Annotated in this window: 21 protein-coding genes; 15 read left to right on the top strand and 6 right to left on the bottom strand. The window is 62.0% G+C overall.

Annotated elements, in window-relative coordinates:
* Positions 1-23: 23 nt before the first annotated feature.
* Positions 24-512, bottom strand: coding sequence for a fasciclin domain-containing protein (locus tag Q1A32_RS08135; protein ID WP_299651719.1), 489 nt, complete (start codon positions 510-512; stop codon positions 24-26).
* 146 nt (positions 513-658) lie between these two features.
* Between Q1A32_RS08135 and Q1A32_RS08130 the strand changes: the two genes are divergently transcribed.
* Together Q1A32_RS08130 and Q1A32_RS08125 are read left to right on the top strand one after the other, a co-directional pair.
* Positions 659-1,513, top strand: a complete 855-nt coding sequence (locus Q1A32_RS08130) for a DUF6502 family protein (RefSeq protein WP_299651717.1) — start codon at positions 659-661, stop codon at positions 1,511-1,513.
* Entirely contained in the window at positions 1,510-2,478 is a 969-nt protein-coding gene (locus Q1A32_RS08125; protein ID WP_299651715.1) for a DUF5666 domain-containing protein, read from the top strand. The genes Q1A32_RS08130 and Q1A32_RS08125 overlap by 4 nt, the downstream gene beginning before the upstream one ends.
* 3 nt (positions 2,479-2,481) lie before the next feature.
* Here the strand turns inward: Q1A32_RS08125 and Q1A32_RS08120 are convergent, their stop codons facing one another.
* Positions 2,482-3,351, bottom strand: a complete 870-nt coding sequence (locus tag Q1A32_RS08120) for a LysR family transcriptional regulator (RefSeq protein WP_299651713.1) — start codon at positions 3,349-3,351, stop codon at positions 2,482-2,484.
* 206 nt (positions 3,352-3,557) lie between these two features.
* Here Q1A32_RS08120 and egtB point away from each other — a divergent pair, with 206 nt between their 5' ends.
* The gene (gene egtB / locus Q1A32_RS08115) at positions 3,558-4,820 is read left to right on the top strand and encodes an ergothioneine biosynthesis protein EgtB (RefSeq protein WP_299651711.1); all 1,263 of its coding nucleotides are present in this window, start codon (positions 3,558-3,560) and stop codon (positions 4,818-4,820) included.
* Positions 4,820-5,782, top strand: coding sequence for an L-histidine N(alpha)-methyltransferase (gene egtD, locus Q1A32_RS08110; protein ID WP_299651709.1), 963 nt, complete (start codon positions 4,820-4,822; stop codon positions 5,780-5,782). The genes egtB and egtD overlap by 1 nt, the downstream gene beginning before the upstream one ends.
* On the opposite strand, the gene Q1A32_RS08105 is transcribed toward egtD, so the two are convergent.
* Positions 5,779-6,675 carry a LysR family transcriptional regulator gene (locus Q1A32_RS08105; RefSeq protein WP_299651707.1) on the bottom strand — a complete coding sequence of 299 codons (897 nt, stop codon included), beginning with the start codon at positions 6,673-6,675 and terminating at the stop codon, positions 5,779-5,781. The genes egtD and Q1A32_RS08105 overlap by 4 nt on opposite strands.
* A gap of 128 nt (positions 6,676-6,803) precedes the next feature.
* Here Q1A32_RS08105 and Q1A32_RS08100 point away from each other — a divergent pair, with 128 nt between their 5' ends.
* The 10 genes from Q1A32_RS08100 (at position 6,804) to Q1A32_RS08055 (ending at position 20,026) form a co-directional block, all read left to right on the top strand.
* Positions 6,804-7,280 (top strand): nuclear transport factor 2 family protein, encoded by a 477-nt coding sequence (locus tag Q1A32_RS08100; RefSeq protein ID WP_299651705.1) that lies wholly within the window; start codon positions 6,804-6,806, stop codon positions 7,278-7,280.
* A 17-nt stretch (positions 7,281-7,297) separates the two neighbouring features.
* Positions 7,298-7,921: a glutathione S-transferase family protein gene (locus Q1A32_RS08095; RefSeq protein ID WP_299651703.1), complete on the top strand. Its 624-nt coding sequence runs from the start codon at positions 7,298-7,300 to the stop codon at positions 7,919-7,921.
* A 68-nt stretch (positions 7,922-7,989) separates the two neighbouring features.
* On the top strand, positions 7,990-9,621 hold the full coding sequence (locus Q1A32_RS08090; RefSeq protein WP_299651701.1) for a pyridoxamine 5'-phosphate oxidase family protein: 1,632 nt from the start codon (positions 7,990-7,992) through the stop codon (positions 9,619-9,621).
* 334 nt (positions 9,622-9,955) lie between these two features.
* On the top strand, positions 9,956-11,428 hold the full coding sequence (locus Q1A32_RS08085) for a PLP-dependent aminotransferase family protein (RefSeq protein ID WP_299613589.1): 1,473 nt from the start codon (positions 9,956-9,958) through the stop codon (positions 11,426-11,428).
* Positions 11,429-11,530: 102 nt separating this feature from the next.
* Complete coding sequence (gene xsc / locus Q1A32_RS08080; protein ID WP_299651699.1) at positions 11,531-13,312, top strand: sulfoacetaldehyde acetyltransferase; 1,782 nt, start codon at positions 11,531-11,533, stop codon at positions 13,310-13,312.
* Positions 13,313-13,377: 65 nt separating this feature from the next.
* On the top strand, positions 13,378-14,307 hold the full coding sequence (locus Q1A32_RS08075) for a phosphate acyltransferase (protein WP_299651697.1): 930 nt from the start codon (positions 13,378-13,380) through the stop codon (positions 14,305-14,307).
* Entirely contained in the window at positions 14,304-15,371 is a 1,068-nt protein-coding gene (locus Q1A32_RS08070; protein ID WP_299651695.1) for an acetate/propionate family kinase, read from the top strand. Before Q1A32_RS08075 ends, Q1A32_RS08070 begins: the two co-directional genes overlap by 4 nt.
* Complete coding sequence (locus Q1A32_RS08065; RefSeq protein WP_299651693.1) at positions 15,371-18,193, top strand: molybdopterin oxidoreductase family protein; 2,823 nt, start codon at positions 15,371-15,373, stop codon at positions 18,191-18,193. Before Q1A32_RS08070 ends, Q1A32_RS08065 begins: the two co-directional genes overlap by 1 nt.
* A 202-nt stretch (positions 18,194-18,395) precedes the next feature.
* Complete coding sequence (locus Q1A32_RS08060) at positions 18,396-19,154, top strand: 4Fe-4S dicluster domain-containing protein (RefSeq protein ID WP_299651691.1); 759 nt, start codon at positions 18,396-18,398, stop codon at positions 19,152-19,154.
* The gene (locus Q1A32_RS08055; protein ID WP_299651689.1) at positions 19,154-20,026 is read left to right on the top strand and encodes a DmsC/YnfH family molybdoenzyme membrane anchor subunit; all 873 of its coding nucleotides are present in this window, start codon (positions 19,154-19,156) and stop codon (positions 20,024-20,026) included. The genes Q1A32_RS08060 and Q1A32_RS08055 overlap by 1 nt, the downstream gene beginning before the upstream one ends.
* Positions 20,027-20,055: 29 nt before the next feature.
* Here the strand turns inward: Q1A32_RS08055 and dapA are convergent, their stop codons facing one another.
* Entirely contained in the window at positions 20,056-20,928 is an 873-nt protein-coding gene (gene dapA, locus Q1A32_RS08050; RefSeq protein ID WP_299651687.1) for a 4-hydroxy-tetrahydrodipicolinate synthase, read from the bottom strand.
* Positions 20,929-21,067: 139 nt separating this feature from the next.
* On the opposite strand from dapA, the gene Q1A32_RS08045 reads away from it, so the two are divergent.
* Positions 21,068-23,038, top strand: coding sequence for a lytic transglycosylase domain-containing protein (locus Q1A32_RS08045; protein WP_299651685.1), 1,971 nt, complete (start codon positions 21,068-21,070; stop codon positions 23,036-23,038).
* Here the strand turns inward: Q1A32_RS08045 and Q1A32_RS08040 are convergent.
* Both Q1A32_RS08040 and mnmD read right to left on the bottom strand, forming a co-directional pair.
* A complete protein-coding gene (locus Q1A32_RS08040; protein WP_299651683.1) occupies positions 23,003-23,872 on the bottom strand; it encodes a DMT family transporter in 870 nt (289 codons plus the stop codon). The genes Q1A32_RS08045 and Q1A32_RS08040 overlap by 36 nt on opposite strands.
* Positions 23,869-24,531 (bottom strand): tRNA (5-methylaminomethyl-2-thiouridine)(34)-methyltransferase MnmD, encoded by a 663-nt coding sequence (gene mnmD, locus Q1A32_RS08035; protein ID WP_299651681.1) that lies wholly within the window; start codon positions 24,529-24,531, stop codon positions 23,869-23,871. The genes Q1A32_RS08040 and mnmD overlap by 4 nt, the downstream gene beginning before the upstream one ends.
* Between the last annotated feature and the right edge of the window lie 6 nt (positions 24,532-24,537).

Here is a 24,537-nt window from a genome sequence, read left to right as displayed (position 1 = left end):
GTCTCCGTCCGGAAGGTGAGGGTTTAGGGAAGCAGAACGCGGTCGATCACGTGGATCACGCCGTTCGAGGCCAGAATGTCGGCCTGGATCACGTTCGACTTCTCGACCTTCACACCGTTGCGGCCGTCGATATGGACGTTTGCGCCATTTACGGTCGCAACGCTCAGGCGCTGACCGGCAAGGTCGGAGGACAGGGTCTGACCCGGCACGACGTGGTAGGTCAGGATGCTGACCAACTGGTCCTTGTTCTCAGGCTTCAGCAGATTTTCGACGGTGCCCGCAGGCAGTGCTGCAAATGCTTCATCCGTGGGGGCGAAGACGGTGAAAGGACCGGGGCTTTTCAGCGTGTCGACCAGATCAGCGGCCTGAACGGCGGCGACCAATGTGTTGAAGGACCCGGCAGCGATCGCGGTATCCACGATGTCGGGTTGCGTGTTCATCTCCGCGCAAGCGCCCAGAGTGGCCAGAGCCGCGCCAACGGCGGTCATCTTCATAAAGGAACGGCGTTTCATAGGTAGTCTCCCAAAGTTCACGACACGGGGTCGTGCTGTCCGATATTATATGTGGGAATATTTCCCACGGATGACGAAGTGACGCAGCCCCCGAAGAATTCAAGGTTTTGCGTGGAAAAATTTTCCACACGACGTATTGTTATGCCATGGCAAGAAGCGAGCACATTGACGTATCCGGCGCATTTCTGCGTATTCTCAGAGGGTTACTGCGCCCACTGGTACGCACGATGATTGCGCGCGGCCTGACGGCCCCGGTTGTCTACAGCCTGTTGAAACGGGTCTATGTCGAGGTGGCGGAGGAGTCTTTTCGCCTTGATGACAAGCCGCTGACCGACAGCCGCATCGCCCTTTTGACCGGCGTGCACCGCAAGGACATCCGCACAATCCGGGCCGAAGGTGCCGACGAAACGGGAGCTTCCCGCCGAAAAAGCGCGTTATTGGCGACCGTGATCGGGCAGTGGATGTCCGCCCCGGACTTCACCGAGGCCACCGGCACGCCCATCTTGCTGCCCCGGCAGGTGGACAGCGGCCCCGACTTCGAAACACTTGTCCGCTCCGTCAGCCGCGACGTGCGACCGCGCACCGTACTGGATGAGTTGCAGAACGCAGGCCTTGTCACCGAAACACCTGATGGGCTGCTGCAATTGGAAGCCGATGCCATTGTCGGCACCGGCAATGCTCCGGACAAGGAAGCGTTCTTTGCTGCCAATGTGGGGGATCATCTCGCCGCGGCGACAGAGAACCTGCTGGCAGAAACCCCTCCGTTCTTCGAGCGGGCGGTGTTCTACAACCAACTCCCGCCAGAGGCCGTGGATGCCATCGAGACCGCGGCGCGCGCGCAGGCTCAAGCCATGTTGGAAGACCTGAACCGCCAGTCCAGCGCCCTGCACCGCGACAGTAAAGATGCGCCCGGCCCTCGACAACGCTATCGTCTGGGCATTTACTTCTACCGCGAAGACACCGCTGATGCGGACCAAGACGAGAAGGCCCAAGACCCGTGACACGTTTGACAAGACGCACTGCGCTTGGGCTTTTGGGCGGCACCGCGTTGACAGCATGCGCCCCGGCCATTTCCACCTCCCAACTAGGTGACGATCCGTTTGAAGGCGGGATCGGCGGCACCGGCATCGTTGGACTGATGACAGGCAGCGGCAGCGTGCTTGTGAACGGCCTTCGGGTCGAGGTGACGTCCTCCACCCGCATTTTCGACGCAAACCGGCGCGGGGGCGACAGCATGCTTGTGCCCGGTCGCACGCTGACGACGCTGGCCCGTGCCCGGCTTGGCCGGTTTGAAGCCCAACGCATCGACATTGATGACCCGTTGACTGGCATCCTCTTGCGGCAGGGTTCGGGATACTCGGTGAACAGCACGCCCGTTCTTGGCCTGACAAACGCCGCCGCAAACGCAGGCGAGCGGGTCACGGTCAGCGGCATCTGGCAGTCGGATGGATCGGTCCAGGCCAGTCTTTTGCAATCCGCGCCACAGGGCGAAGACATCGTATCGGGCGTTTTGACCGGATCGGCGTCCGAGGGCTGGCGTATCGGGCAAACACCACTCACACCGCCGCCCGGTCGGAGCCTGATCTCCAGCCAATTCGTTGTTGCGAAAGGCCAGTTCACGCACGGAACGCTACAGGTCTCATCGCTCGATTTTGGCCGCTTCCGCGAAGGGGGCAACACGCTGCGCCAATTGTCGGTCGAAGGGTATCTTGAGCCTGTCGCAACGGCACCCGGCTTCCGGGTCGCAGGTCTGGGTCACAGCTTTGACCAGCGCTTGCAGCTTGGTGGATTTGCCAGCAGACGCGCCGTATATTTCGGGCCATACACGGGTCGCTTCGTGGCGCGACGCGCCGTGTTGCTGCCGGACGCGCCATGGCAGCGCGCCTCGCTTTTGCGCCCGGCAGACGGTCGCAACAGTGCGCGCTATCTGGGGGGCGATCAGGCCCGCAGCGTGCCGACGCGCTGATCTTCAGGACGTAAACAGGGACCGTCGCGCGGTGATCCACGCGGCCACAAAATCCACAAATGCGCGGACGCGCGCACTGCGCCGCAGGTCGCCATGCAGCAAAATCCACACCCCACGGCCCGGACCAGCCGGCACGCCCGGCACGCGCACCAGATCCGGATGCGGATCGGCAAGAAACGCTGGCACCCACGCCATGCCCAGGCCTGCGGCCGCCGCCTCGGTCTGCATGAAAATCTCAGGCAATTTGTGGCGCGGTTGCGCCTTGGGCAACGGTGTCTGAGCGATCCAGCTGTCATCACCGCCCCACCCGATCCAATGCGCGCCTTGGCCTTGCGTCTCGACAAGATCGGGGTGCGCGGCGATGTAATCCGGCGTGGCAAAGGCCGCGTTCACATAGTCGACCACACGGCGCCCGACGAGGTCATCATCGATCTTGTTGGCCGCCCGGACAGACACATCCGCCTCTTGCCGTGACAGGTCAGAGATCTTGTTGGTCGCGACCACGTCTACGCGGATGTCGGGGTATTGCGCCGTGAATTCCGCCAGGATCGACACGAAGAACTTGTGCCCGAAAGATGGTGGCAGACTGACACGCACCGTCCCGCTGGGCACGCTATCAAGCCCTGTCAGACGGCGCTGCACTTCGAGCATTCGCCGCTCCATCTCTTCGGCGTGGGGCAACAGCATCTCGCCCGGTTGCGTCAGTGTCAGACCGCGGGCAGAGCGATCGAACAGGCGTGTGCCAAGGCTACCTTCTGCCCCCTGCAACGCCCGCGCGACGGTCGCGTGGTTCACGTTCAGATCGGTCGCTGCCCCACGCAGGCTGCCCGCCCGGTGGATCGCCAGAAGTACCCGCATCTGGTCCCAGTTCATATCCGGCATCCTCACCCCCACTTGGATCGGTAACTATCCGCCATGGCCAAATATTGGCTGTACCACTCGCAAAACCAACGCGCTACACTTTCTCGTGTGAGGTGTGGTCCTGCCAAAAATTCCTGTCAACTATGGACTGTACCGAGTCGCGGCGCAGACCGCCCCTGCGCCCTGTTAACTGTCCTGATTCAAGGAGCTTTCCCCACATGACCGCCTTGTCTGCCCCCCTGGCTCCAAACCAGGCCATGGACCTGTTCACGCGTACGCGCACAAGAACCGATGCGCTGGCCGCCCCGCTCACGCCCGAAGACACGATGTTGCAAAGCATGGAGGATGCCTCGCCCGCGAAATGGCATCTGGCCCACACGACGTGGTTCTTCGAGGAGTTCATTCTGAAGCCGCGCGTGCCCGGATACACCTCGCCCGATGACCGCTTCGCATTTTTGTTCAATTCGTATTACACCCAAGCCGGTCCGCGCCATGCGCGCGACAAGCGGGGCCTTGTGTCCCGTCCGGGCGGCGAGGCGGTGCGGTCCTACCGCGCTCATGTGGAGGATAGCCTGTCCGATCTGCTGACCGCCCGCCGAGATGACTGCGACGACATTGCCGGGCTGGTCGAACTGGGCTGCCATCACGAGATGCAGCATCAGGAGCTTCTGGTCACAGACCTGTTGCACGGGCTCAGCTTCAATCCACTGATGCCCACCTACAAGGACCCTGCGCCGCTGCCTGTGACGTCCGAGGTCTCATTGACCTTTACCCGCCACGACGGTGGATTGGTCGAGATCGGGCATGATGGGCCGGGCTTTGCCTATGATTGCGAGGGACCCCGGCACAGGACTTACCTGACCCCCTATGAAATCGCGGACCGCCCCGTCACCAACCGCGACTGGATCGCGTTCGTGGAAGACGGCGGCTATGACGACGTCCGTCACTGGCTGATGGAAGGCCATGCCGTTTCCCAGCGCGAGGGCTGGTCTCATCCGCTGTACTGGTGGAGCCAGGACAATGAGTGGTGGACCTTCACCTTGCGCGGGCCGCAACCCGTCGCCTTGGACGCGCCCGTGGTTCATGTCAGCTATTACGAGGCCGATGCCTTCGCCCGTTGGGCCGGGGGCCGCCTGCCCACCGAGGCCGAGCATGAGGTGGCGTTCCGGGACACGGCCCTGCGTGGAAACCTGATGGGTGATGCGGACGCCATCGGTGCACTGCGCCCCCTGCCCGGTCCCGGCATCTGGGGCGATGTGTGGGAATGGACCGCGTCCGACTTTGCCCCCTATCCCGGCTTCCGGCCGCCCGAGGGGGCGCTTGGAGAATACAATGGCAAGTTCATGGTCAACCAGCGCGTGCTGCGCGGTGGATCCTGTGCCACACCACGCGAACAGATGCGCGCCACCTACCGCACCTTTTTCTATCCCCATCAACGCTGGCAAATGCTGGGCTTGCGCCTTGCGCGGGATGTGTCCTGATGGACGGCACATTGCAGGTCAAAACGACCGCGCACCCGGAAACCGACGCGTTGACTGTTGATGCGCTGGAAGGGCTGTCGCAGCCCCAGAAGACGCTCAGCCCCAAGTGGCTCTATGACCATACCGGCAGCGCCCTGTTTGAGCGGATCACGCAACTGCCGGAATACTACCCCACCCGGACCGAGGCTGGCATCTTGCGAGACAACGCCACTGCTTTGGCAGGCCTTGTGCCCAATGGCGGCGCCTTGGTCGAGCTTGGATCGGGCGCCTCCGTCAAGACACGCACGCTATTGGACGCAGGGGCGCATTTTGGCGCCTATGTGCCCATCGACATCTCGCGCGACTTTCTGTTCGAGACGGCGGAAGACCTTGCCCGGCGCTATTCTGCCCTGACCATCACACCTGTGGTCGCAGATTTCACCGGGCCTGTTGCCCTGCCCCCTACGCTGGCCCAAACACCCAAAGTCGGCTTCTTCCCCGGCTCGACCATTGGCAATCTCGTTCCCGAACGCGCTCAAGCCCTGCTTGCAGGCGCACGCAATTGGGACGGGATCGAGGCGTTCATTCTGGGCGCGGACATGGTCAAGGACACGCACGACCTGATCGCCGCCTACGACGATGCCCAAGGGGTCACTGCGCAGTTCATCAGCAACATCCTTGTACGGCTGAACCGCGAGGCGGGTGCGGATTTCGACCTGAGTGCCTTTGCTTACCGCGCCAGTTGGGACCCGGAATTGGCACGCATCGACATGGCACTGGTTTCATTGCGCGACCAATCGGTGACACTTGCGGGCGAGGTCTTTGCCTTTCACGATCAGGAACCGATCCATGTGAGTGCAGCCCGGAAGTACACACCTCAAAGCCTGGCCCTGTTGGCGCACGCGGCCGGATGGGAGGTTGCGACGCGCCACAGGGATGCAGATGACCGCTTTTCGGTCGTGGTGCTCGCTCCACGGGATTAATTCAGAACCGGCATCGCGCGCAGGCGCTCTCTGGCCATGTCAATGAAGGCACGCACCTTCGCCGGTGCGCGACGGCCTTCGGCGTGGACCAGGTGGATAGGCAGGGGGGCTGGTTCGAAACCTTCCAGCACGGTGCGCAAGGTCCCATCCATCAGGTCCGGGCCCACTTGATACGACAGAACACGTGTCAGTCCCCAGCCCTGTTTTGCGACCGCAATGGCAGCCGCCACACTGCTGAGCCGCAAGCGCGGCTTGACCCGAACGATCTGCTGCTGATCGGGGCCGAACCGCCAGTCGGCCACGGGGCTGACGGGTCCTGCCGACACGATTTGGTGCGCGGCCAGATCATCGGGGGTTTGCGGCACGCCTATGCGCGTCAGGTAGTCCGGGGACGCGCATATGATGCGCCGAACCTGCCCCACCCGCACGGCAGACAGGCCGGATGACGGCAGCGACCCGATGCGCACGGCCACGTCGAACCCTTCCTCGATCATGTTGACGACCCGGTCGACCATCAGCACATCGCTCGTCACATTCGGGTACATGTTCAGAAAGTCGGTCAGGATCGGGGTCACGTAAATGCGCCCAAACTCGTTGGAGCATGTGATGCGCAACTGGCCCACCGGGTTCGTCGCCGCCCCGACAGCGGCGTCATCGGCAGCCTGCAGCTGCGCCAGGATGTGGCGAGCGTCCTCAAGATAGGTCTGCCCTACTTCCGTCAACCGCACCCGGCGCGTGGTGCGGGTGAACAGACGTGCGCCCAACCGCTCCTCCAGCGCGTTCACTCCGCGGGTGGCCGAGGGTGCGCTGAGCCCCATGGCTCGCGCACCTCCGGCAAAGCTCTCGGCTTCGGCCACGGCGATGAAGACTTCCAAGCTTTGCAGTCGGTCCATAAGCCGCTCATTTACACCAAATTACGGAATAATGTCTTTCAGAATGGGTATATTCAATCGCTGTACGTCGCAATGTAAGTTTGAGCCACGGGCGGAACAGCCCCACCCCAAGACCCAAAGGACACGTCATGACAACCCAAGCGCCCCGCCCGCCTGTACCACCCTTCACCGCCGAAATGGCCGTGGAAAAGGTGCGGCTTGCCGAAGATGGCTGGAACGGCCGCGACCCAGCGAAAGTGGCCCTCGCCTATACGCCAGACAGCACATGGCGGAACCGGGCCGAGTTCGTGACCGGCCGCGCCGAAATCGAAGCCTTCCTGACCCGGAAATGGGCCAAGGAGTTGGACTACCGACTGATCAAAGAGCTTTGGGCCTTCGCGGGAAACCGCATCGCCGTTCGCTACGCCTATGAATACCACGACGACAGCGGCAACTGGTTCCGAGCCTATGGCAACGAGAACTGGGAGTTCGACGAGAACGGCCTGATGGCGCACCGTCACGCCAGCATCAACGAACACCCCATCGCGGAAGAAGACCGCAAATTCCGTTGGCCGTTGGGCCGACGCCCCGATGACCACCCTGGCTTAAGCCACTTCGGATTTTAATCGAAAGGACCCCAACCATGACATCCCCCATCAAACTTTACCGAAACCCCAAATCCGGCCACTGCCACCGGGTCGAACTGATGATGTCTCTGCTGGACGTGCCCTACGAGACGGTCGATCTCGACATGGCCAACGGCGCGCACAAAGCGCCCGAGTACCTTCAGATCAGCCCCCTGGGCCAAGTGCCCGCAATCGACGACGACGGCACGACATTGTCGGACTCAAACGGTATCCTTGCCTATCTGGTCAGCCGCTACGGCAGTGATGATTGGATCGGAACGACGCCCGTGGAAAAGGCCGAAATCCAGCGCTGGCTCTCCATCGCAGCGGGTGAGATCGCCTCCGGCCCCGCAGCGGCCCGACTGGTGACCGTGTTCGGCGCGGGCCTCGACCATGCGGCCGCCAAGGCCAAAGCGCACGGGCTTTTCAAGGTCATGGAGGCAGCGCTTGACGGCAAGACCTTCCTCGTGGGTGAGCGCCTGACCATCGCGGACGTGGCGGGCTACAGCTATGTTGCGCACGCGCCCGAAGGTGGTGTCAGCCTTGACGCCTATCCCAACATCCAAAGCTGGCTGGCCCGGATCGAGGCGCTGCCGAAGTTTGTCGGAATGGCAAAGTCTCCGATCCCCGACGCCGCCTGACCCTACCTTCTGCGCTGCGGGCTCTCCGGCCCGCGGCATCCCCACTCCTGATCCAAGGGACCCTTCCGATGTTTGATGCGACCAATCCTTTCCACCCCGGTGAACTCAAGGCACAAGTCCGCGCGGGCAAAACGGATGTCCCTGAATGGGCTGCCGGTTTCATTCGACCGTTCATGCCGGATCAACACAGAGACTTCTTTTCCCAACTGCCCTTTCTGGTGTTGGCGGGGGCAGACACGGCCGGACGCCACTGGGTGACGCTGCTGGATGGACCCGAGGGCTTCATCACATCCTCTGACCCGACGGCGCTGCAGATCAACACGACCCCAGATACGCAGGACCCGCTGGCCACCGCACTTGCAACCGGCAGCCCTGTCGGGATGCTCGGTATCGAATTGGACAGCCGGCGCCGCAACCGGATGAACGGGCACATGCGCTGCACAGCGGCAGGCTTCGTGATCGACGTTGACCAGAGTTTTGGCAACTGCCCGCAATATATTCATGAACGTACGTGGCGCCGTGTCCCCGCGGGGACACCTGTACGCGCCCAGCACTCAGTCTCGCTTTCGAAAGAGCAGACGGCGCGCATCGGCACGGCGGATACCCTGTTTATCGGAACAGGCCAGCAGCAACGCGAGGATCACGCGTCCAACGGGTTCGATGCGTCGCACCGGGGCGGCGCGCCGGGATTTGTCGATGTCGTGGACGCCACGCATCTGCGCATCCCGGACTATGCGGGCAACAACTTTTTCAACACCATCGGCAATCTCGTTGAAAACCCTGCCATCGGGTTGGTGTTTGTCGATTTCGAAACCGGAGGCCTGCTGCACCTGACAGGCCGCGCGACCATCGACTGGGAGCCCGAAGACAGCCACGATGAAGGTGCGCAACGAATGATAGATGTAACTATTGACGCGGTGGTGGATCGACCCGCTGCGCTGTCTTTGCGGTGGTCCACAGACACGAGCGGTCTGCGCGAACTCGTCGTGATCGACAAGGTCGTTGAAAGCGCAGATATCATGTCGTTTCATCTTGGATCGGCTGATGGCACACCACTTGAGCCTTTTGCAGCAGGTCAGCACTTGCCGATAGAACTGGATGTCCCGGGCCGTGAAGACGTGGTGAAACGCAGCTATTCGCTGTCTGGTGCACCCGGATCAGATCACTACCGTCTCAGCATCAAGCGTGAGGCCCATGGCACTGCGTCCCGGCACTTGCACGACGCCGTCGCTGTGGGAGATCGCATCACTGCGCGGACGCCGTCCGGTGATTTCGTGGTGCCGCGCGGCAATGGTCCGCTGGTTCTGGTCAGTGCCGGTGTGGGGCTGACACCGATGGTCGCCGCGTTGCATGAGGTCGCCGGTGAAGGGACAGAGCGTCCTGTCTGGTACGTGCATGGTGCGCGGGACAGTCGGCACCACGCGCTGACGGATGAAGTGCGCCAATTGGCGCGCAGCAGCGCTAATGTCTCGGTCAAAATTGCGTACAGCCAACCTGGGTCTGCGGATGTCGAAGGGCTGGATTATGACACGCAAGGCCGCGTGACAACCGAGCAGCTTTTGAACCTGAATGTCGGGCCAGACGCAGATTACATGCTGTGCGGTCCTGCCCGCTTTCTGTCTGATATCCGCACCGGGTTGGAACGTGCAGGGGTGCCCAGCGAGAGAATTCATTTTGAGACCTTTGGCCCGACAGGCTGAAGGATACCTGTCCTGTGCAGGCATTGGGGCGCGGATGGCATATGAGTGGTCACCGGTACTGTGGTGCAGACATCACCACCGCCCTTGGACCCACCCTACTCTCTAAGACCACTGTGCGGCACATGCAGTGCCGCCCTTCGACGTCTGTAAGCACGCCCGGTGCGGATAAATATGCGAATTCTCTCTAAATTGTTGCACATTGTCTCATTTAATGATACAAATAATCTCATTAAATGTAAAACGGCAAGGTCAACTGATATTCTCGATCCATGCCTTTTCGCACTCCAATAATGCCAGATTGATACCATGATAAGACCAGTATAGAGTTCTGCGCATGGCACTTCCTGTCGAAACCTTCTTCCTGCAACCCGGCCATCAAGGCACTTTGCAAAGCCAGGTGCAGCAGATGATTGCCCACGGCATTCTGTCAGGGCGGTTCGGATCGGGCGAAAAGCTGCCTTCGACCCGCAAACTTGCGACCCATCTTGGCATCAGCCGCATCACCGTGACGCTTGCCTATACCGAACTTGTGGCCTCCGACTACCTCACTGCGCGGGGCCGTTCCGGTTACTACGTGTCAGCCAATGCGCCCGTCCCGCCAAGCTATCAGCCGCAACCAGCATCCGGTGATGCCGTCGACTGGACCCGGGCCATCGGACAGCGCTTTTCGGGCGGCTTGACCCTTAGCAAGCCGCAGGATTGGGCCCGCTTCAAATACCCCTTCATCTACGGCCAGACCGATCCGCAACTGTTTGACCATGCCAACTGGCGCCAATGCGCGTTGCAGGCTTTGGGCCAACGGGATTTTGCTGCCTTGACGTCGGACTACTTTGATCAAGACGATCCGCAGCTGATCGAGTTCATCCAGCGCAACACGCTTCCCCGCCGCGGGATTTCAGCAAACGCAGATCAGATCCTCATCACTCTGGGCGCACAGAATGCGCTTTGGCTGGCGGCTCAGATCCTTTTGACACAACGCCGCACAGCCGCTTTCGAAGATCCGTGCTACCCGGCACTGCGCGAAATCCTAACGCAATCACGCTGCCATCTGGCACCTGTGCGCGTCGACCGCGATGGCTTGCCGCCAGATGGCATCCCCCCGGACACGGACGTCATCTTTTCGACCCCCAGCCACCAGTGCCCGACAACGTCCACCATGCCCATGGCCCGCAGGCAGGCCCTGCTGGACCGAGCACGCGAGTTGGACGCCCTGATTGTCGAAGACGATTACGAGTTCGAGATGTCGTTTCTCGAACCGCCTTCACCCGCGCTCAAATCCATGGATGTGGACGGGCGCGTGATTTATGTTGGCAGCTTCTCGAAATCCCTCTTTCCGGGTCTGCGGCTTGGGTATCTGGTGGGGTCAGAGCCATTTGTGCGCGAAGCCCGCGCGCTGCGTACCTCTGTCCTGCGCCACCCACCCGGACATATCCAGCGCACAGCGGCGTATTTCCTGTCGATGGGGCACTATGATGCCCAAATCCGCAAAATGGGCGCAGCTCTGCATAAGCGCCGCGATGCGATGCAATCCGCCATCGAGGCACACGGGCTGGAGATCGCGGGACAGGGTGCTTTCGGCGGCTCATCCTACTGGATGCGGGCACCACAGCACGTAGATACACGGCAATTGACGCAGCAGTTGCAAGGGGTTGGTGTCCTCATCGAACCGGGACACGCGTTCTTTTCCGGGGACGACCAGCCGCAGAACTACTACCGCCTTGGGTATTCGTCGATCAACATCGACCGTATCCACGATGGCGTTGGCCTCATTGCCAAAGCGCTATCAGACCACCCTGGACCTAAATAGACATTTCAACTGGCCCTAACGCGACGTCCCACACCCCTTTACCGTCTGCCCCAACCTACCCGGGGCGATTCGACGCCCCCGCCCCCTATTGGAGACTGCCCCATGAAGATGACCACCGAAGAAGCCTTTGTGAAATGCCTGCAGCGCCACGGTATCGAGCATGCCTTTGGCATTATCGGATCGGCCATGATGCCCATTTCCGACATCTTCCCGGACGCTGGCATCAAGTTCTGGGACTGCGCCCATGAAGGTTCCGCGGGCATGATGTCTGACGGCTTCACCCGTGCCACTGGCAAGATGTCGATGATGATTGCACAAAACGGCCCTGGCATTACGAACTTTGTGACGGCTGTCAAAACGGCATATTGGAACCACACACCGCTGCTTTTGGTGACCCCGCAGGCCGCGAATAAAACAATCGGTCAGGGCGGCTTTCAGGAAGTCGAACAGATGAAACTGTTCGAAGACATGGTCGCCTATCAGGAAGAAGTCCGTGACCCGACACGTGTGGCCGAGGTTCTGACCCGCGTGATCAGCCAAGCCAAGCGCCTGTCCGGCCCTGCGCAACTGAACATCCCGCGCGACTTCTGGACCCAAGTGATCGACATCGAAATTCCTGATCCCATCGAGTTCGAAGCGTCCCCCGGCGGCCAGAATTCGGTGGCTGAAGCCGCCAAGATCCTGTCCGAAGCCAAGAACCCTGTCATCCTGAACGGCGCAGGCGTTGTCCTGTCCCAAGGCGGTCTGGCCGCATCCCAGGCACTGGCGGAGCGTCTGACGGCCCCGGTCTGCGTGGGCTACCAGCACAACGATGCGTTCCCCGGAAACCACCCGCTGTTCGCAGGCCCGCTGGGCTACAACGGCTCGAAGGCCGGCATGCAGCTGATCTCCGAAGCGGACGTGGTTCTGTGCCTCGGCACCCGCCTCAATCCGTTCTCGACCCTGCCCGGCTATGGCATCGAATACTGGCCAACGGATGCGAAGATCATTCAGGTCGACATCAACCCCGACCGCATCGGCCTGACCAAAAAGGTCACCGTGGGCATCGTGGGTGACGCCGCGAAAGTGGCCAACGGTATCCTTGGCCAGCTCGCCGACGATGCGGGTGACGCAGGCCGCGCAGACCGCAAAGCCAACATCGCCCAGAAGAAATCTGCATGGGCGCAAGAATTGACGTCCATGAACGAAGAGCAGGATGACCCCGGCACCAACTGGAACGAGCGTGCCCGCGCGGCGAAGCCCGACTGGATGAGCCCCCGCATGGCGTGGCGCGCGATCCAGTCCGCGCTGCCTGTCGAGGCGATCATCTCCTCTGACATCGGCAACAACTGCGCCATCGGCAACGCTTATCCGTCCTTCGAAGAGGGCCGCAAGTATCTGGCCCCCGGTCTGTTCGGTCCCTGCGGCTACGGCCTGCCCGCCATCGTCGGTGCCAAGATCGGCCAGCCAGATGTGCCGGTTGTGGGCTTTGCCGGTGATGGCGCCTTCGGCATCGCGGTGAACGAACTGACGGCCATTGGCCGCGGCGACTGGCCCGCGATTACGCAGATCGTGTTCCGCAACTACCAGTGGGGCGCCGAAAAGCGGAATTCGACCCTGTGGTTTGACGACAACTTCGTCGGGACCGAGCTGGACGAGGACGTGTCCTACTCCGGTATCGCGAACGCCTGTGGCCTGAAGGGTGTCGTGGCCCGCACACAGGAAGAGCTGACCGCCGCGCTGAACCAAGCGATCAAGGACCAGATGGAAAACGGCATCACCACGCTGATCGAAGCCATGATCAACCAAGAACTGGGTGACCCGTTCCGCCGCGATGCGATGAAGAAGCCCGTGTCTGTCGCTGGCATCTCCAAAGACGATATGGTTCCGCAAACCGCTGCGTGATCTGTTAAAGACCGAGGGGACGGGTTTACGCCTGTCCCCTCATTTTTGTTTCCGAAAGGTATTTCGTGCCCCAATCCTTCCTGTCCGATGCCACTGCTATCCCCCCCGCGCACATCATCGAAATGGCGCAACAGGCGGCCAGCCCCCGCGTGGCAATCGCCCGCGCTGGTGCCCCCTTGCCGATGCTGGCAGCCAAGGAAGCAACCGAAGCCAACATGATGATCCCCGTCTTCACGGGTGAGCGTCACATGATCAAGGCGGAGGCAGAGAAGCTGGACTGGGACATCTCCGGCTTTGAGTTGATCGAGGCCGAGGGCGAAGCCGCGTCCGGTATGGCTGCGGCTTTGGCTTGTGGCGAGGGTCGGGCGGATGTCCTGATGAAAGGGCAACTCCATACCGATGCGTTCATGCGCGCCGCTGTCTCGCGCGACGCAGGCCTGCGCACCGGCCACCGCTTTGTCCATATCTTCCACATCACCACGCCTGACGGCACCGGGTCGATCACGATCTCCGACGCCGCTGTGAACGTGACCCCGAACCTCGACACGCGCAAAGATGCGACCGCCGAAGTGGTCAAACTGCTCCATAGACTGGGCAATGCACGCCCTAAGGTCGCGTTCCTGTCAGCGACCGAAAGCCCTATCGAAAGCGTGCCTTCCTCCATCGAAGCGCGCGACCTGCGTGATTGGGCGCTTGAGAACATCGCCGACGCCGATTTCTCCGGTCCGCTGGCGTTCGATCTGATCATGTCGCCCAAATCCGTCGCGACCAAGAAGATGACCGACGACCCCGTGGCAGGCAAAGCAGACGCGATCATTGTACCTGACATCGTATCGGGCAACGGCCTGTTCAAATCCTTCGTCTATCTTGCCGGGGGCTGCGCAGGCGGCATCGTTATGGGGGCCAAGGTCCCAATCCTGTTGACCAGCCGCGCCGACCCACCGGCTGCGCGCCTGTCTTCCGTGGCCCTCGGGGCCATCATGGCCGCCGCATGATTCTGGTCATCAACGCAGGCTCGTCCTCCATCAAAGTGGCGCTGTTTCAGCCCGACCTGAGCGAAGTGATGGCGGGACAAGTCAGCGGCATTGGCGGCGCATTGGCCCATCTGACTTTGGGCGACGAAGACCAAAATGTCTCCGCCCCGGATCATGACGCGGCGCTGACGACCATCCTCGAAAGCCTAGCACGGCAAGGGATCACACCAGACAAGCTGACCGCCGCCGCCCATCGCGTGGTTCATGGCGGCACGTCACTGGTGGACCCCGTCGCTGTTGATGATACCGTGCTCGCAGGGATCGAGGCGGCCACGCCCCTCGCCCCCCTGCACAACCCCAACAACCTCGCAGGCATCCGCGCGCTACAAACGCTCGCCCCCGGCCTGCCGCAATATGCAAGCTTCGGCACGGCGTTCCACGCCAACCAACCCGAGGTCGCCACCACTTACGCCCTGCCTAAAGAGCCGCGCAGCATGGGCATCCGTCGCTACGGCTTCCACGGCCTCAGTTACGCCTGGATCGTCACACAATTTGGCGACGCCTTGCCCAAACGCCTGCTTGCCTTCCACCTTGGCTCGGGCGCGTCGCTCTGCGCGATTCACAACGGCACCTCCGTCGCCACGTCCATGGGCTACTCCCCGCTCGATGGGCTGACCATGGGCACCCGCTCTGGCGCCATTGACGGCATGGCCGTCCTGCGCCTTGCCGAAATCTACGGGCACGACCAAGCTGCACATTTGCTGAACCACGAAAGCGGTCTCAAGGGCCTTGGCGGCAGCAACGACATGCGCCTTCTGCTGGCTGCCGACACTGATGCCGCAAACCTCGCCGTCGACCACTTCTGCTACTGGGCCGCCCGCCACGCAGGCTCTGCCGTCGTTGCGATGGGCGGTCTTGACGCAGTCGCCTTCACCGGCGGCATTGGCGAAAACGCAGAACCCATTCGGACCCGTATCATGGACCATCTCAAACTGTTCGGAGATGTCGACGTCCACGTCGTCAAAGCCGACGAAGAACGCCAGATCGCAACCGACGCCCTCGCCCTGATCCAAGGAGACACCTGATGCCCAAGGACCAACCGGACCTCGACCTCTCGCCAAAAGTCTCGGACGAGGTGCGCAAGACGACCTGCTACATGTGCGCCTGCCGCTGCGGGATCAACGTGCACCTCAAAGACGGCAAGGTCGCTTATATCGAAGGCAACCGCGACCACCCGGTAAACCAGGGCGTGCTCTGCGCCAAAGGCTCTGCTGGCATCATGCAGGTCAACGCGCCCTCGCGCCTGCGCAAGCCGCTCAAGCGTGTGGGCGAACGCGGATCGGGCGAGTTCGAAGAAATCGAATGGGACGAGGCGTTACAAATCGCAACCGACTGGCTAGCCCCGATTCGCAAGGACGACCCCAGCAAGCTCGCCTTCTTTACAGGCCGCGACCAATCCCAATCTTTCACCAGCTTCTTTGCCCAGAACTTCGGCACCCCCAACTACGCAGCCCATGGCGGCTTCTGCTCCGTCAACATGGCGGCCGCTGGCATCTACACAATGGGCGGCGCGTTCTGGGAATTCGGCCAGCCCGATTGGGACCACACCAAGCTGTTCATGCTGTTCGGCGTGGCCGAAGACCACGACAGCAACCCGATCAAAATGGGGATTGGCAAGATCAAGGCACGCGGCGCGCGTGTGATCGGCGTGAACCCGATCCGCACCGGCTACAATGCCGTGGCTGACGATTGGGTCGGCATCACACCCGGTACCGACGGCCTGTTCATCCTGTCGATGGTCCACTGCCTGATGAAAGCAGGCAAGATCGATGTGAACTATCTGGCGCAATACACCAACGCGCCTTGCCTTGTGAACGGGGACGAGAAATCTCCTGAATTCGGCCTGCTCTTGCGCGATGACGATGGCAAGGAACTGGTGATGGACCGCGCCACGGGCAAACTGACCCCGTTTGACCAAAAGGGCGTCAAACCGGACCTGACGGCCACGCACCGCCATGCAGGCATCAGCCACCGCACGGTCATGCAGCACATGGCCGAACGCTACCTCAGCGACGAATACGCGCCCGAAGCCGTGGCCGACCGCGTCGGCATCTCGGCCAAACGTATCCGTACACTGGCCGCGGAGATTGCCCGCGTGGCATTTGAAGAAGCATTCGAGCTCAACCACGCGTGGACCGATTTCCGGGGTGAGACTCACCTGACAATGCAAGGCCGCCCCGTCTCCTTCCACTCCATGCGCGGGATCTCGGCCCACGCCAACGGCTTCCAGACCTGCCGCGCCCTGCACGTTCTGCAAATCCTGCTCGGCAGCGTTGAGGTTCCGGGTGGCTTCCGCTTCAAACCGCCGTACCCCAAACCAGCCACGGCCCACCCGAAACCGCATTGCGGCACCACACCGGACAAGCCGCTTGATGGTCCACATCTTGGCTTTGTGCACGGCCCCGACGATCTGGCCCTCAAGGACGACGGCACCCCCGCCCGCATCGACAAAGCGTTCACATGGGAAAACCCCATGTCCGCCCACGGGCTGATGCACATGGTGATCTCGAACGCCCACGCGGGCGATCCGTACAAGATCGACACGTTGTTCATGTACATGGCGAACATGTCGTGGAACTCGTCGATGAACACCGGTGGCGTCATGGAAATGCTGACGGACAAGGACGACAATGGCGACTACGTCATTCCGCGCATAATCTATTCGGATGCGTATAGCTCCGAGATGGTTGCCTATGCCGACCTGATCCTGCCCGACACCACGTATCTTGAACGGCACGACTGTATCTCCCTGCTCGACCGGCCCATTTGCGAGGCCGACGCCGCCGCAGACGCCATCCGCTGGCCCGTGATCGAGCCCGACCGCGATGTGCGCGGCTTCCAATCCGTGCTCTGCGAACTTGGCGGCAAACTGGGCCTGCCCGGTTTCACCAACGAAGACGGCAGCCAGAAATACGCCGATTACGCAGACTACATCGTCAACCACGAACGCAAACCGGGCATCGGCCCGCTTGCCGGCTTCCGCATGGGCGAGGACGGGCTGACATCGGGCCGGGGCGGCGTGAACGCGAGCCAGTTGGAAAACTACATTGAAAACGGCGGCTTCTTTGTTGAACACATCCCCGAAGGCGCCAATTACTACAAACCTTGGAACGCCGCGTATCAGGACTGGGCCGTGGGCATGGGCCTCTATGACAGCCCGCAACCCTACCTCTTTTCGCTCTATGTCGAACCGATGCGCCGCTTCCAACTCGCCGCCGAAGGACATGGCGATCAACAGCCGCCCGATCACCTGCGCGAGCGGATCAAGGCCACGATGGACCCGCTGCCCATCTGGTACGACCCCGCGCCCGACAACAAGGTGGACGACTACCCCATCACCGCGCTCACTCAGCGCCCCATGGCCATGTACCACTCTTGGGGCAGCCAGAACGCGTGGCTCCGGCAGTTGCACGGGCACAACCCGCTCTACCTGCCCACCAAGCTGATGCGCGAAAACAACCTCGCAGATGGCGACTGGGCCAAAGTGACATCGCCCCACGGCGAAATCACCGTCCCTGTGCTCGAAATGGCCGCGCTCAACGAAAACACGGTCTGGACGTGGAATGCGATCGGTAAGCGCAAGGGGGCCTGGGCGCTCGACGAAAACGCGCCCGAGGCAACCAAGGGCTTCCTGCTGAACCACCTGATCCACGAATTGCTGCCGCCCAAAGGCGACGGGCTGCGCTGGGCCAACTCCGACCCGATCACCGGGCAGGCCGCATGGTTCGACCTCAAGGTGCGCATCGAAAAAGCAGATGCCCCTGCAGAATCTCAGCCAGCCATGAAGCCGATCAAATCGCCCGTGGGCAAAGGCCCAAAGACCCTCACTTGGAAGGTGGGCAAATGACGGGCATCCAGCGCACGCTCCTCGCCATCGCGGCTTTCGTTGCCATCGCCGTTGGAACATTTGTCTACTTCATCGCCAATTGGGACGCGTCCAAAGCGGAACCGATTGGCATGAAAAGCAACGAGACCCCCTTCATTTCGCCAAATAAACCGCGGGGTCTGGGGCAGCGCCCCAGTCCTGCCCTCTCTGTGAGGACAACCGCATGACCACACTCCCGCACTCCACCACCAAAAAGCTCGGCCTCGTCATCGACTTGGACACTTGCGTCGGCTGCCATGCCTGCGTGATCTCGTGCAAAGGCTGGAACACCGAAAACTACGGTGCGCCGCTGGCGGACACGGATGCCTATGGCAGCGACCCGTCTGGTACGTTCCTCAACCGCGTGCACAGCTATGAGGTCCAACCGCCACAGGGAGAAGCCCAACTTATCCACTTCCCCAAATCCTGCCTGCATTGCGAGGACGCCCCCTGCGTCACTGTCTGCCCGACAGGGGCCAGTTACAAGCGGGTCGAAGACGGGATTGTGCTGGTCAACGAATCCGACTGCATCGGCTGCGGCCTGTGCGCCTGGGCCTGCCCCTATGGCGCGCGCGAAATGGATGCGGTCGAAAAGGTGATGAAGAAATGCACCCTTTGTGTTGACCGGATCTACAACGAAAACCTGCCCGAGGAAGACCGCGAACCGGCCTGCGTGCGCACCTGCCCCGCAGGCGCGCGCCACTTCGGTGATTTTGCGGACCCAGACAGCAACGTGTCGAAACTGACCGCCGAACGCGGCGGCATGGACCTGATGCCAGAACAGGGCACCAAGCCCGTCAACAAGTACCTGCCGCCACGGCCCAAGGACACACTGTCCGAAGGGGCTGGCGACATCGACATCCTCGCCCCCTACCTCGAACCCGTCGCACAAGAGGCCAAAGGCTTCCTCGGTTGGCTCGACAAGACGTTGGAGAAACTCTGATGCATCCAGCCCCCTCAGTGATCTTCTTCACAGTCTTCAGCGGTATCGGCTTTGGCCTGCTGACCTTCCTCGGCCTCGGCTACCCGGCGGTCACCGGCTGGTCGGCCTTTGCGTTCTTCATCATTGCCTATCTCTGCGCGGTGGGTGGTCTGATTTCGTCCACATTCCATCTCGGCCACCCCGAGCGGGCCGTGAAAGCGTTCACACAGTGGCGCTCCTCATGGCTCAGCCGCGAAGGTGTCTGTGCTGTGATTGCTCTGATCACCATGGCGCTTTATGGCGCAGGCCTCGTGTTCTTCGGTCAACGCTGGGGCATCCTCGGCCTGATCGGCGCGATCTTCTCTCTGCTGACCGTGTTTACCACCTCCATGATCTACACTCAGCTCAAGACTATTCCGCGCTGGAACTCCCCCCTGACACCCGCCATGTTCCTCAGCTTCAGCCTCGCGGGTGGTGCGCTGCTGGCAAGTCAGGTCAAATGGGCCATGGCGCTCATCGCCATCTCCGGCGTCATTCAGGTGGTCGTCTGGATGCAGGGTGACGGTGCGCTCAAATCCTCCGGTACCACGCTTGCCACGGCCACAGGTCTCGGCACCAAGGGGGATGTGCGCGCGTTCGAACCACCACATACCGGCACCAACTACCTGCTGCGCGAATTTGCTTTTGTGGTAGGCCGCAAACACAGCATGAAGCTGCGGATTATTTCGTTTGTTCTGATGGTCGTGCTGCCGGTCCTGCTGCTGGCACTGCCGTTCACTCATTGGCTGGCGCTGCTGGCCGTGATCAGCCACGTGGGTGGCGCTCTCGCCTCACGCTGGCTGTTCTTTGCAGAGGCCGAACACGTGGTCGGCCTCTACTACGGCAAACGCTGACGTAGGGTGCGCGGTCTCCGCGCACCGCCTCATATCAAGCCGGCGTGCTCGAGGCCTGCATCGACCAACGCCTTGGTCTCATCCGCCAAACCGGTCAGGGGCAACCGCACCTCGTCCGAACACAGACCCAGACGGGACATGGCGTATTTCGCCCCGACCAACCCCGGCTCGGTAAAGATCGCCTTGTGCAGCGGCATCAGCTTGGTCTGGATGTCTAGTGCCGTGGCGAAATCACCCGCAAGGCACGCTTCCTGCATCTGGCTCAGCAGCTTCGGCGCCACATTGGCGGTCACAGAGATACAGCCGACGCCGCCTACGGCATTAAAGCCATGCGCCACCGCATCTTCGGCACACATCTGGATAAAGTCGGCGCCACAGGTGATGCGTGTATCGCACACTCGGGCCATGTCACCGGTGGCATCTTTCACACCGACGATACGCGGCAGTTTTGCCAGCTCACCCATCGTCTCTGGCGTCATGTCGATAACGGACCGGCCAGGAATGTTGTAGATGAAGATCGGAATGTCGGCGCAATCATGCAGAGCGGTATAATGAGCGATCAATCCGCGTTGCGTGGGCTTGTTGTAATAGGGCGTCACAACCAAAGCGGCATCGGCCCCTACACGCGCAGCATGCTCGACAAAGCGGATCGCTTCAACCGTGTTGTTGGATCCGGCCCCGGCAATCACAGGCACCCGGCCCGCAGCAGCCTTGACCACCGTCTCGATCACCGTCTCATGTTCTTCATGGCTCAGGGTCGGGCTTTCGCCCGTGGTCCCCACAGGCACCAACCCGTGTGATCCTTCGCCGATATGCCACTCGACCAGCTTCTTGAGGGTTTCCAGATCCAAAGCGCCGTTACGAAACGGCGTGACGAGGGCAGGCATAGAACCTTTAAACATTCTCACGCTCCTTTTTTACGTGTGGCAGGCAGAGGGCCTGGGATGAAATGCGCACATGCCCGGAAACGTGAGTTGAATCCTCGCGGGTCAGACATATGCTCACAGGCTCTAGCCACGCGACGACAGGAAATGCAAGATCATGCGCCCAATTGCCCTTGCCCTGACCTTGTTTTTTACACTCGCTGTGGCCGCATCTGCGGAACGGCCGCGCCCACTCGGCTGGGCGATGGACGCGCTGAGAAACGGCAATTGGGATAGCGCCGCCACCCTTGCCGCGCGTGATGGCCCCGTCGCCGCCGACGTCATTGAATGGCAACGCCTGCGTGCCGGACGGGGTACCTATGCCCAAGTTACCGCGTTCCTCGACCGCCGCCCCGACTGGCCGGGCGAGGCGCTGCTGCGCAGCCGTTCAGAAGAGGCGGTGATCGACCGCCCCGACGCCGACATTCTGTCCTTTTTCGCGGAAACGGGCCCCCAAACACCCGAAGGCATCCTTGCCCACGCCGCGGCGCTGATACGTGCCGACCGGATGGGCGAGGCAGAGGCCTCCCTTGTCCTCGCCTGGCGCACGCTCCCCATGGGCGCGCTGACACAGGCTCAGTATCTGGAGGCCCACGCCGACCTTCTCAAACCGCACCACACCGCCCGGCTGGACGCGCTTTTGTGGTCTGGCGACACCACAAGCGCACGGCGCATGTTGGGTCTGGTGGATGACGCTCACGTTGCGCTCGCAAATGCGCGCATCGCCCTGCGCGCGCTCTCGAACAACGTTGACGCAATGATCGACGCCATCCCCGACGCGCTGCAGGACGACCCTGGCCTCGCCCACGCCCGGTTCGAATGGCGGGTGCGCAAGGGCCGCTGGGCCGATGCCAAGGCTCTGCTCATGGACCGCTCACGCTCTGCCGAGAAACTCGGGCGCGCGGACGCATGGGCCAACCGCCGCCGGGCGCTGGCCCGCGATGAAATGCGCGACGGCAACCCGCCCCAAGCCTACCAGCTCGCCGCCCGCCACTTCCTGACCGAAGGGTCCGCTTATGCCGACCTCGAATGGCTCGCGGGCTACATTGCCCTGCGCCTGATGGATGACCCCGAAGTCGCCCTTGGCCACTTCACAAACCATAGAAACGCCACCCGCTCGCCCATTTCGCGCGGGCGCGCAGGCTACTGGATCGGGCGCACACACGAGGCGATGGACCAACCAGAGGCAGCCCAAGCCGCCTACGCCGAAGGGGCGCAATACCAAACCTCATTCTACGGCCTTCTCGCCGCCGAACGCGGGAACCTTCCCATGGACCCGCTTCTTGACGGCTCAGAGTCTTTCCCCGCCTCGCCCTACAATCCCCTCGCCGCCCGCGACCTCTTCGAGGCGGGCCTGCTCCTGCAAGCGTCCGGCGAACTCAGCCTCGCCGAACGGTTCTGGACTCATCTGGCCGAAACGCTCGACCGCGACGCCGCAGGCCGCTTGGGTCAGGTCGCCATCGCCGCAGGCCAACCGCACCTCGCCGTGATGATCGGCAAGCGCGTGGCGCGGCGCGGTATCACGATCCACGCGCCCTACTACCCCCTGCACCCGCTGGCTGATGCGGACCTGCCCATGGCCCCTGAAATGTCCCTCGCCATCGCGCGGCGCGAATCCGAATTTGACCCAGTCGTGCAATCAGGCGTCGGCGCGCGTGGGCTGATGCAAATCATGCCCGGCACCGGGCGCGAGGTGGCCGCCGGTCTGGGTCTGTCCGCCGATCACACAACCGCCCGACTGATCTCCGACCCGGTCTACAACGCACGGCTCGGCGCCACCTATCTCAACCAACTTGCGGGCCGCTTCGACGGCAACGTGATCCTGATGTCGGCAGGCTACAACGCCGGACCCAGCCGCCCCGATCAATGGATGCTGCGCTACGGCGACCCGCGCAAAGGGACCAAGGATTTCGACGTCATCGATTGGATCGAACACATCCCCTTCCGCGAAACCCGCAACTACGTGATGCGCGTGACCGAAAGCTTGCCCATCTACCGCGCCCGTCTGGGCAGCGACCCACTGCCGATTCCGTTTTCCGAAGAACTCACCGGCTCAACCCTGCTGCCGTTCGCGCCACAGGGTGAATAGACCCGCGGCCACGATGATGGCTGCACCGATGATCACATTCACCTCCAGCACTTCGCCAAACACGGTGATGCCCACCAGCGCGGCAAAGACCATCTGAAAATACGCAAAAGGCTGCACCGCGCTCGCCTCTGCCACCTCATAGGTGCGGATCAGCAGCCAATGCCCCAAGGCCCCCGTCAGGCACAGCGCGCCCATCCAGCCCCAATCGGGCGCGGTCATCGGCTCCCAAAACCACACGCCCACGCAGGTCATGGCCACAGCCCCCGTGGTCCCGGTCCAGAAAAAGCTCGTCGCCGTGCTGTCATCCCGCGCCACATACCGCGTCAGCAATCCGTACACGGCGAACATGATGGCCGACGCGAGCGGGATCACCGCCGCCGCATCAAACACGCCGAGGCCGGGTTTCAAAATAAACAAGACCCCAAGGAACCCAACACCAATAGCGGCCCACCGCCGCCAGCCCACATGCTCGCCCAGTATCGGGCCCGATAAGGCGGCCACCAACAAAGGGTAAGCCGCAAAAACCGCATGGCTCTCTACCAGCCCCAGCACGGTAAAGGCCGTGACCATCACGCAAATCTCCGCCGCCAACAGCAGCCCACGCAGTCCCTGCACCACCGGCTGCCGCGTCTGCGCCGCTGCCCGCAGCCCCCCAGCCTTGCGCGCTGCAATCGTGATGACAAAGGCCGCAAAGAACCAATACCGGATCATCACCACCATGAAGACGTTGTATTCCCCGGCCAAGTGTCGCGAGATCCCGTCCTGGCTCGCAAACACCACCGATACGGCGATCATCAGCGCAATGCCCAACCGCGTATTGTTGCCTTGGCTCACCCCAGAACGCCCCGCGTCATATGCCGCTTGCGGCCAAATCCGGGTACGCGGGTCACGGTGAACCCGGCCTCTTCCAACCCCCGCCGCACAAACCCCGCAGCCGTATACGTCGCGACTGTCCCCGCGGGGACAGTGTGACGCGCCACCTCAGCCATCAGGTCCGCGCCCCACAGTTCCGGGTTCTTCGCAGGCGAAAACCCATCCAGACACCATGCATCCGCATTGCCATCCCACGCGGCCAACGTCTGGCGCGCATCGCCTTCGATCACGGTTAGCGTCACGTCCTCAAATTCAGCCGACCCGCCACCGGCAGCAACCAGTTGCGCAGCCAACTGCGCAACCTCTGGAAACGCGGCCAACGCTTTCTCCATTGCGTGCAATTCCATTGGAAACGCCTCAAAGCTGGTGAAATGGAACCGACCCGCAACGCCAGCTTCTCGCCACGCCGCCCAAGTGGTTAGAAAGTTCAGCCCCGTCCCAAACCCCAACTCCGCAATGTGAAACCCGTCCACAAACCGCGCAGGCAGGTCGTTCCCATCCAGAAACACATGCCGCGTCTCGGCCAAGCCATTATCAAGCGAAAAATACGGATCATCAAAGCGCACAGACACCGGCACCCGGCCCTCGCGCCATTCCAAATCCGCCCGCTGGTCCTGCATTCCCTG

Origin of the sequence: uncultured Tateyamaria sp. (assembly GCF_947503415.1) — a bacterium.
Classification (GTDB): domain Bacteria; phylum Pseudomonadota; class Alphaproteobacteria; order Rhodobacterales; family Rhodobacteraceae; genus Tateyamaria.
Note: the sequence above shows the minus strand (reverse complement) of the source record. Positions and strands in the feature narration are given on the sequence as shown.

Bases quoted from the DNA above. Each gene is read 5' to 3' on its own strand.
- mnmD (WP_299651681.1), bottom strand. From the start codon at position 24,531: ATGCAGGACCAGCGGGCGGATTTGGAATGGCGCGAGGGCCGGGTGCCG.
- egtD (WP_299651709.1), top strand. From the start codon at position 4,820: ATGGACGGCACATTGCAGGTCAAAACGACCGCGCACCCGGAAACCGAC.
- Q1A32_RS08065 (WP_299651693.1), top strand. From the start codon at position 15,371: ATGCCCAAGGACCAACCGGACCTCGACCTCTCGCCAAAAGTCTCGGAC.
- egtB (WP_299651711.1), top strand. From the start codon at position 3,558: ATGACCGCCTTGTCTGCCCCCCTGGCTCCAAACCAGGCCATGGACCTG.
- dapA (WP_299651687.1), bottom strand. From the start codon at position 20,928: ATGTTTAAAGGTTCTATGCCTGCCCTCGTCACGCCGTTTCGTAACGGC.
- Q1A32_RS08130 (WP_299651717.1), top strand. From the start codon at position 659: ATGGCAAGAAGCGAGCACATTGACGTATCCGGCGCATTTCTGCGTATT.
- Q1A32_RS08090 (WP_299651701.1), top strand. From the start codon at position 7,990: ATGTTTGATGCGACCAATCCTTTCCACCCCGGTGAACTCAAGGCACAA.
- xsc (WP_299651699.1), top strand. From the start codon at position 11,531: ATGAAGATGACCACCGAAGAAGCCTTTGTGAAATGCCTGCAGCGCCAC.
- Q1A32_RS08105 (WP_299651707.1), bottom strand. From the start codon at position 6,675: ATGGACCGACTGCAAAGCTTGGAAGTCTTCATCGCCGTGGCCGAAGCC.
- Q1A32_RS08060 (WP_299651691.1), top strand. From the start codon at position 18,396: ATGACCACACTCCCGCACTCCACCACCAAAAAGCTCGGCCTCGTCATC.
- Q1A32_RS08070 (WP_299651695.1), top strand. From the start codon at position 14,304: ATGATTCTGGTCATCAACGCAGGCTCGTCCTCCATCAAAGTGGCGCTG.
- Q1A32_RS08055 (WP_299651689.1), top strand. From the start codon at position 19,154: ATGCATCCAGCCCCCTCAGTGATCTTCTTCACAGTCTTCAGCGGTATC.
- Q1A32_RS08045 (WP_299651685.1), top strand. From the start codon at position 21,068: ATGCGCCCAATTGCCCTTGCCCTGACCTTGTTTTTTACACTCGCTGTG.
- Q1A32_RS08100 (WP_299651705.1), top strand. From the start codon at position 6,804: ATGACAACCCAAGCGCCCCGCCCGCCTGTACCACCCTTCACCGCCGAA.
- Q1A32_RS08095 (WP_299651703.1), top strand. From the start codon at position 7,298: ATGACATCCCCCATCAAACTTTACCGAAACCCCAAATCCGGCCACTGC.
- Q1A32_RS08085 (WP_299613589.1), top strand. From the start codon at position 9,956: ATGGCACTTCCTGTCGAAACCTTCTTCCTGCAACCCGGCCATCAAGGC.
- Q1A32_RS08120 (WP_299651713.1), bottom strand. From the start codon at position 3,351: ATGAACTGGGACCAGATGCGGGTACTTCTGGCGATCCACCGGGCGGGC.
- Q1A32_RS08135 (WP_299651719.1), bottom strand. From the start codon at position 512: ATGAAACGCCGTTCCTTTATGAAGATGACCGCCGTTGGCGCGGCTCTG.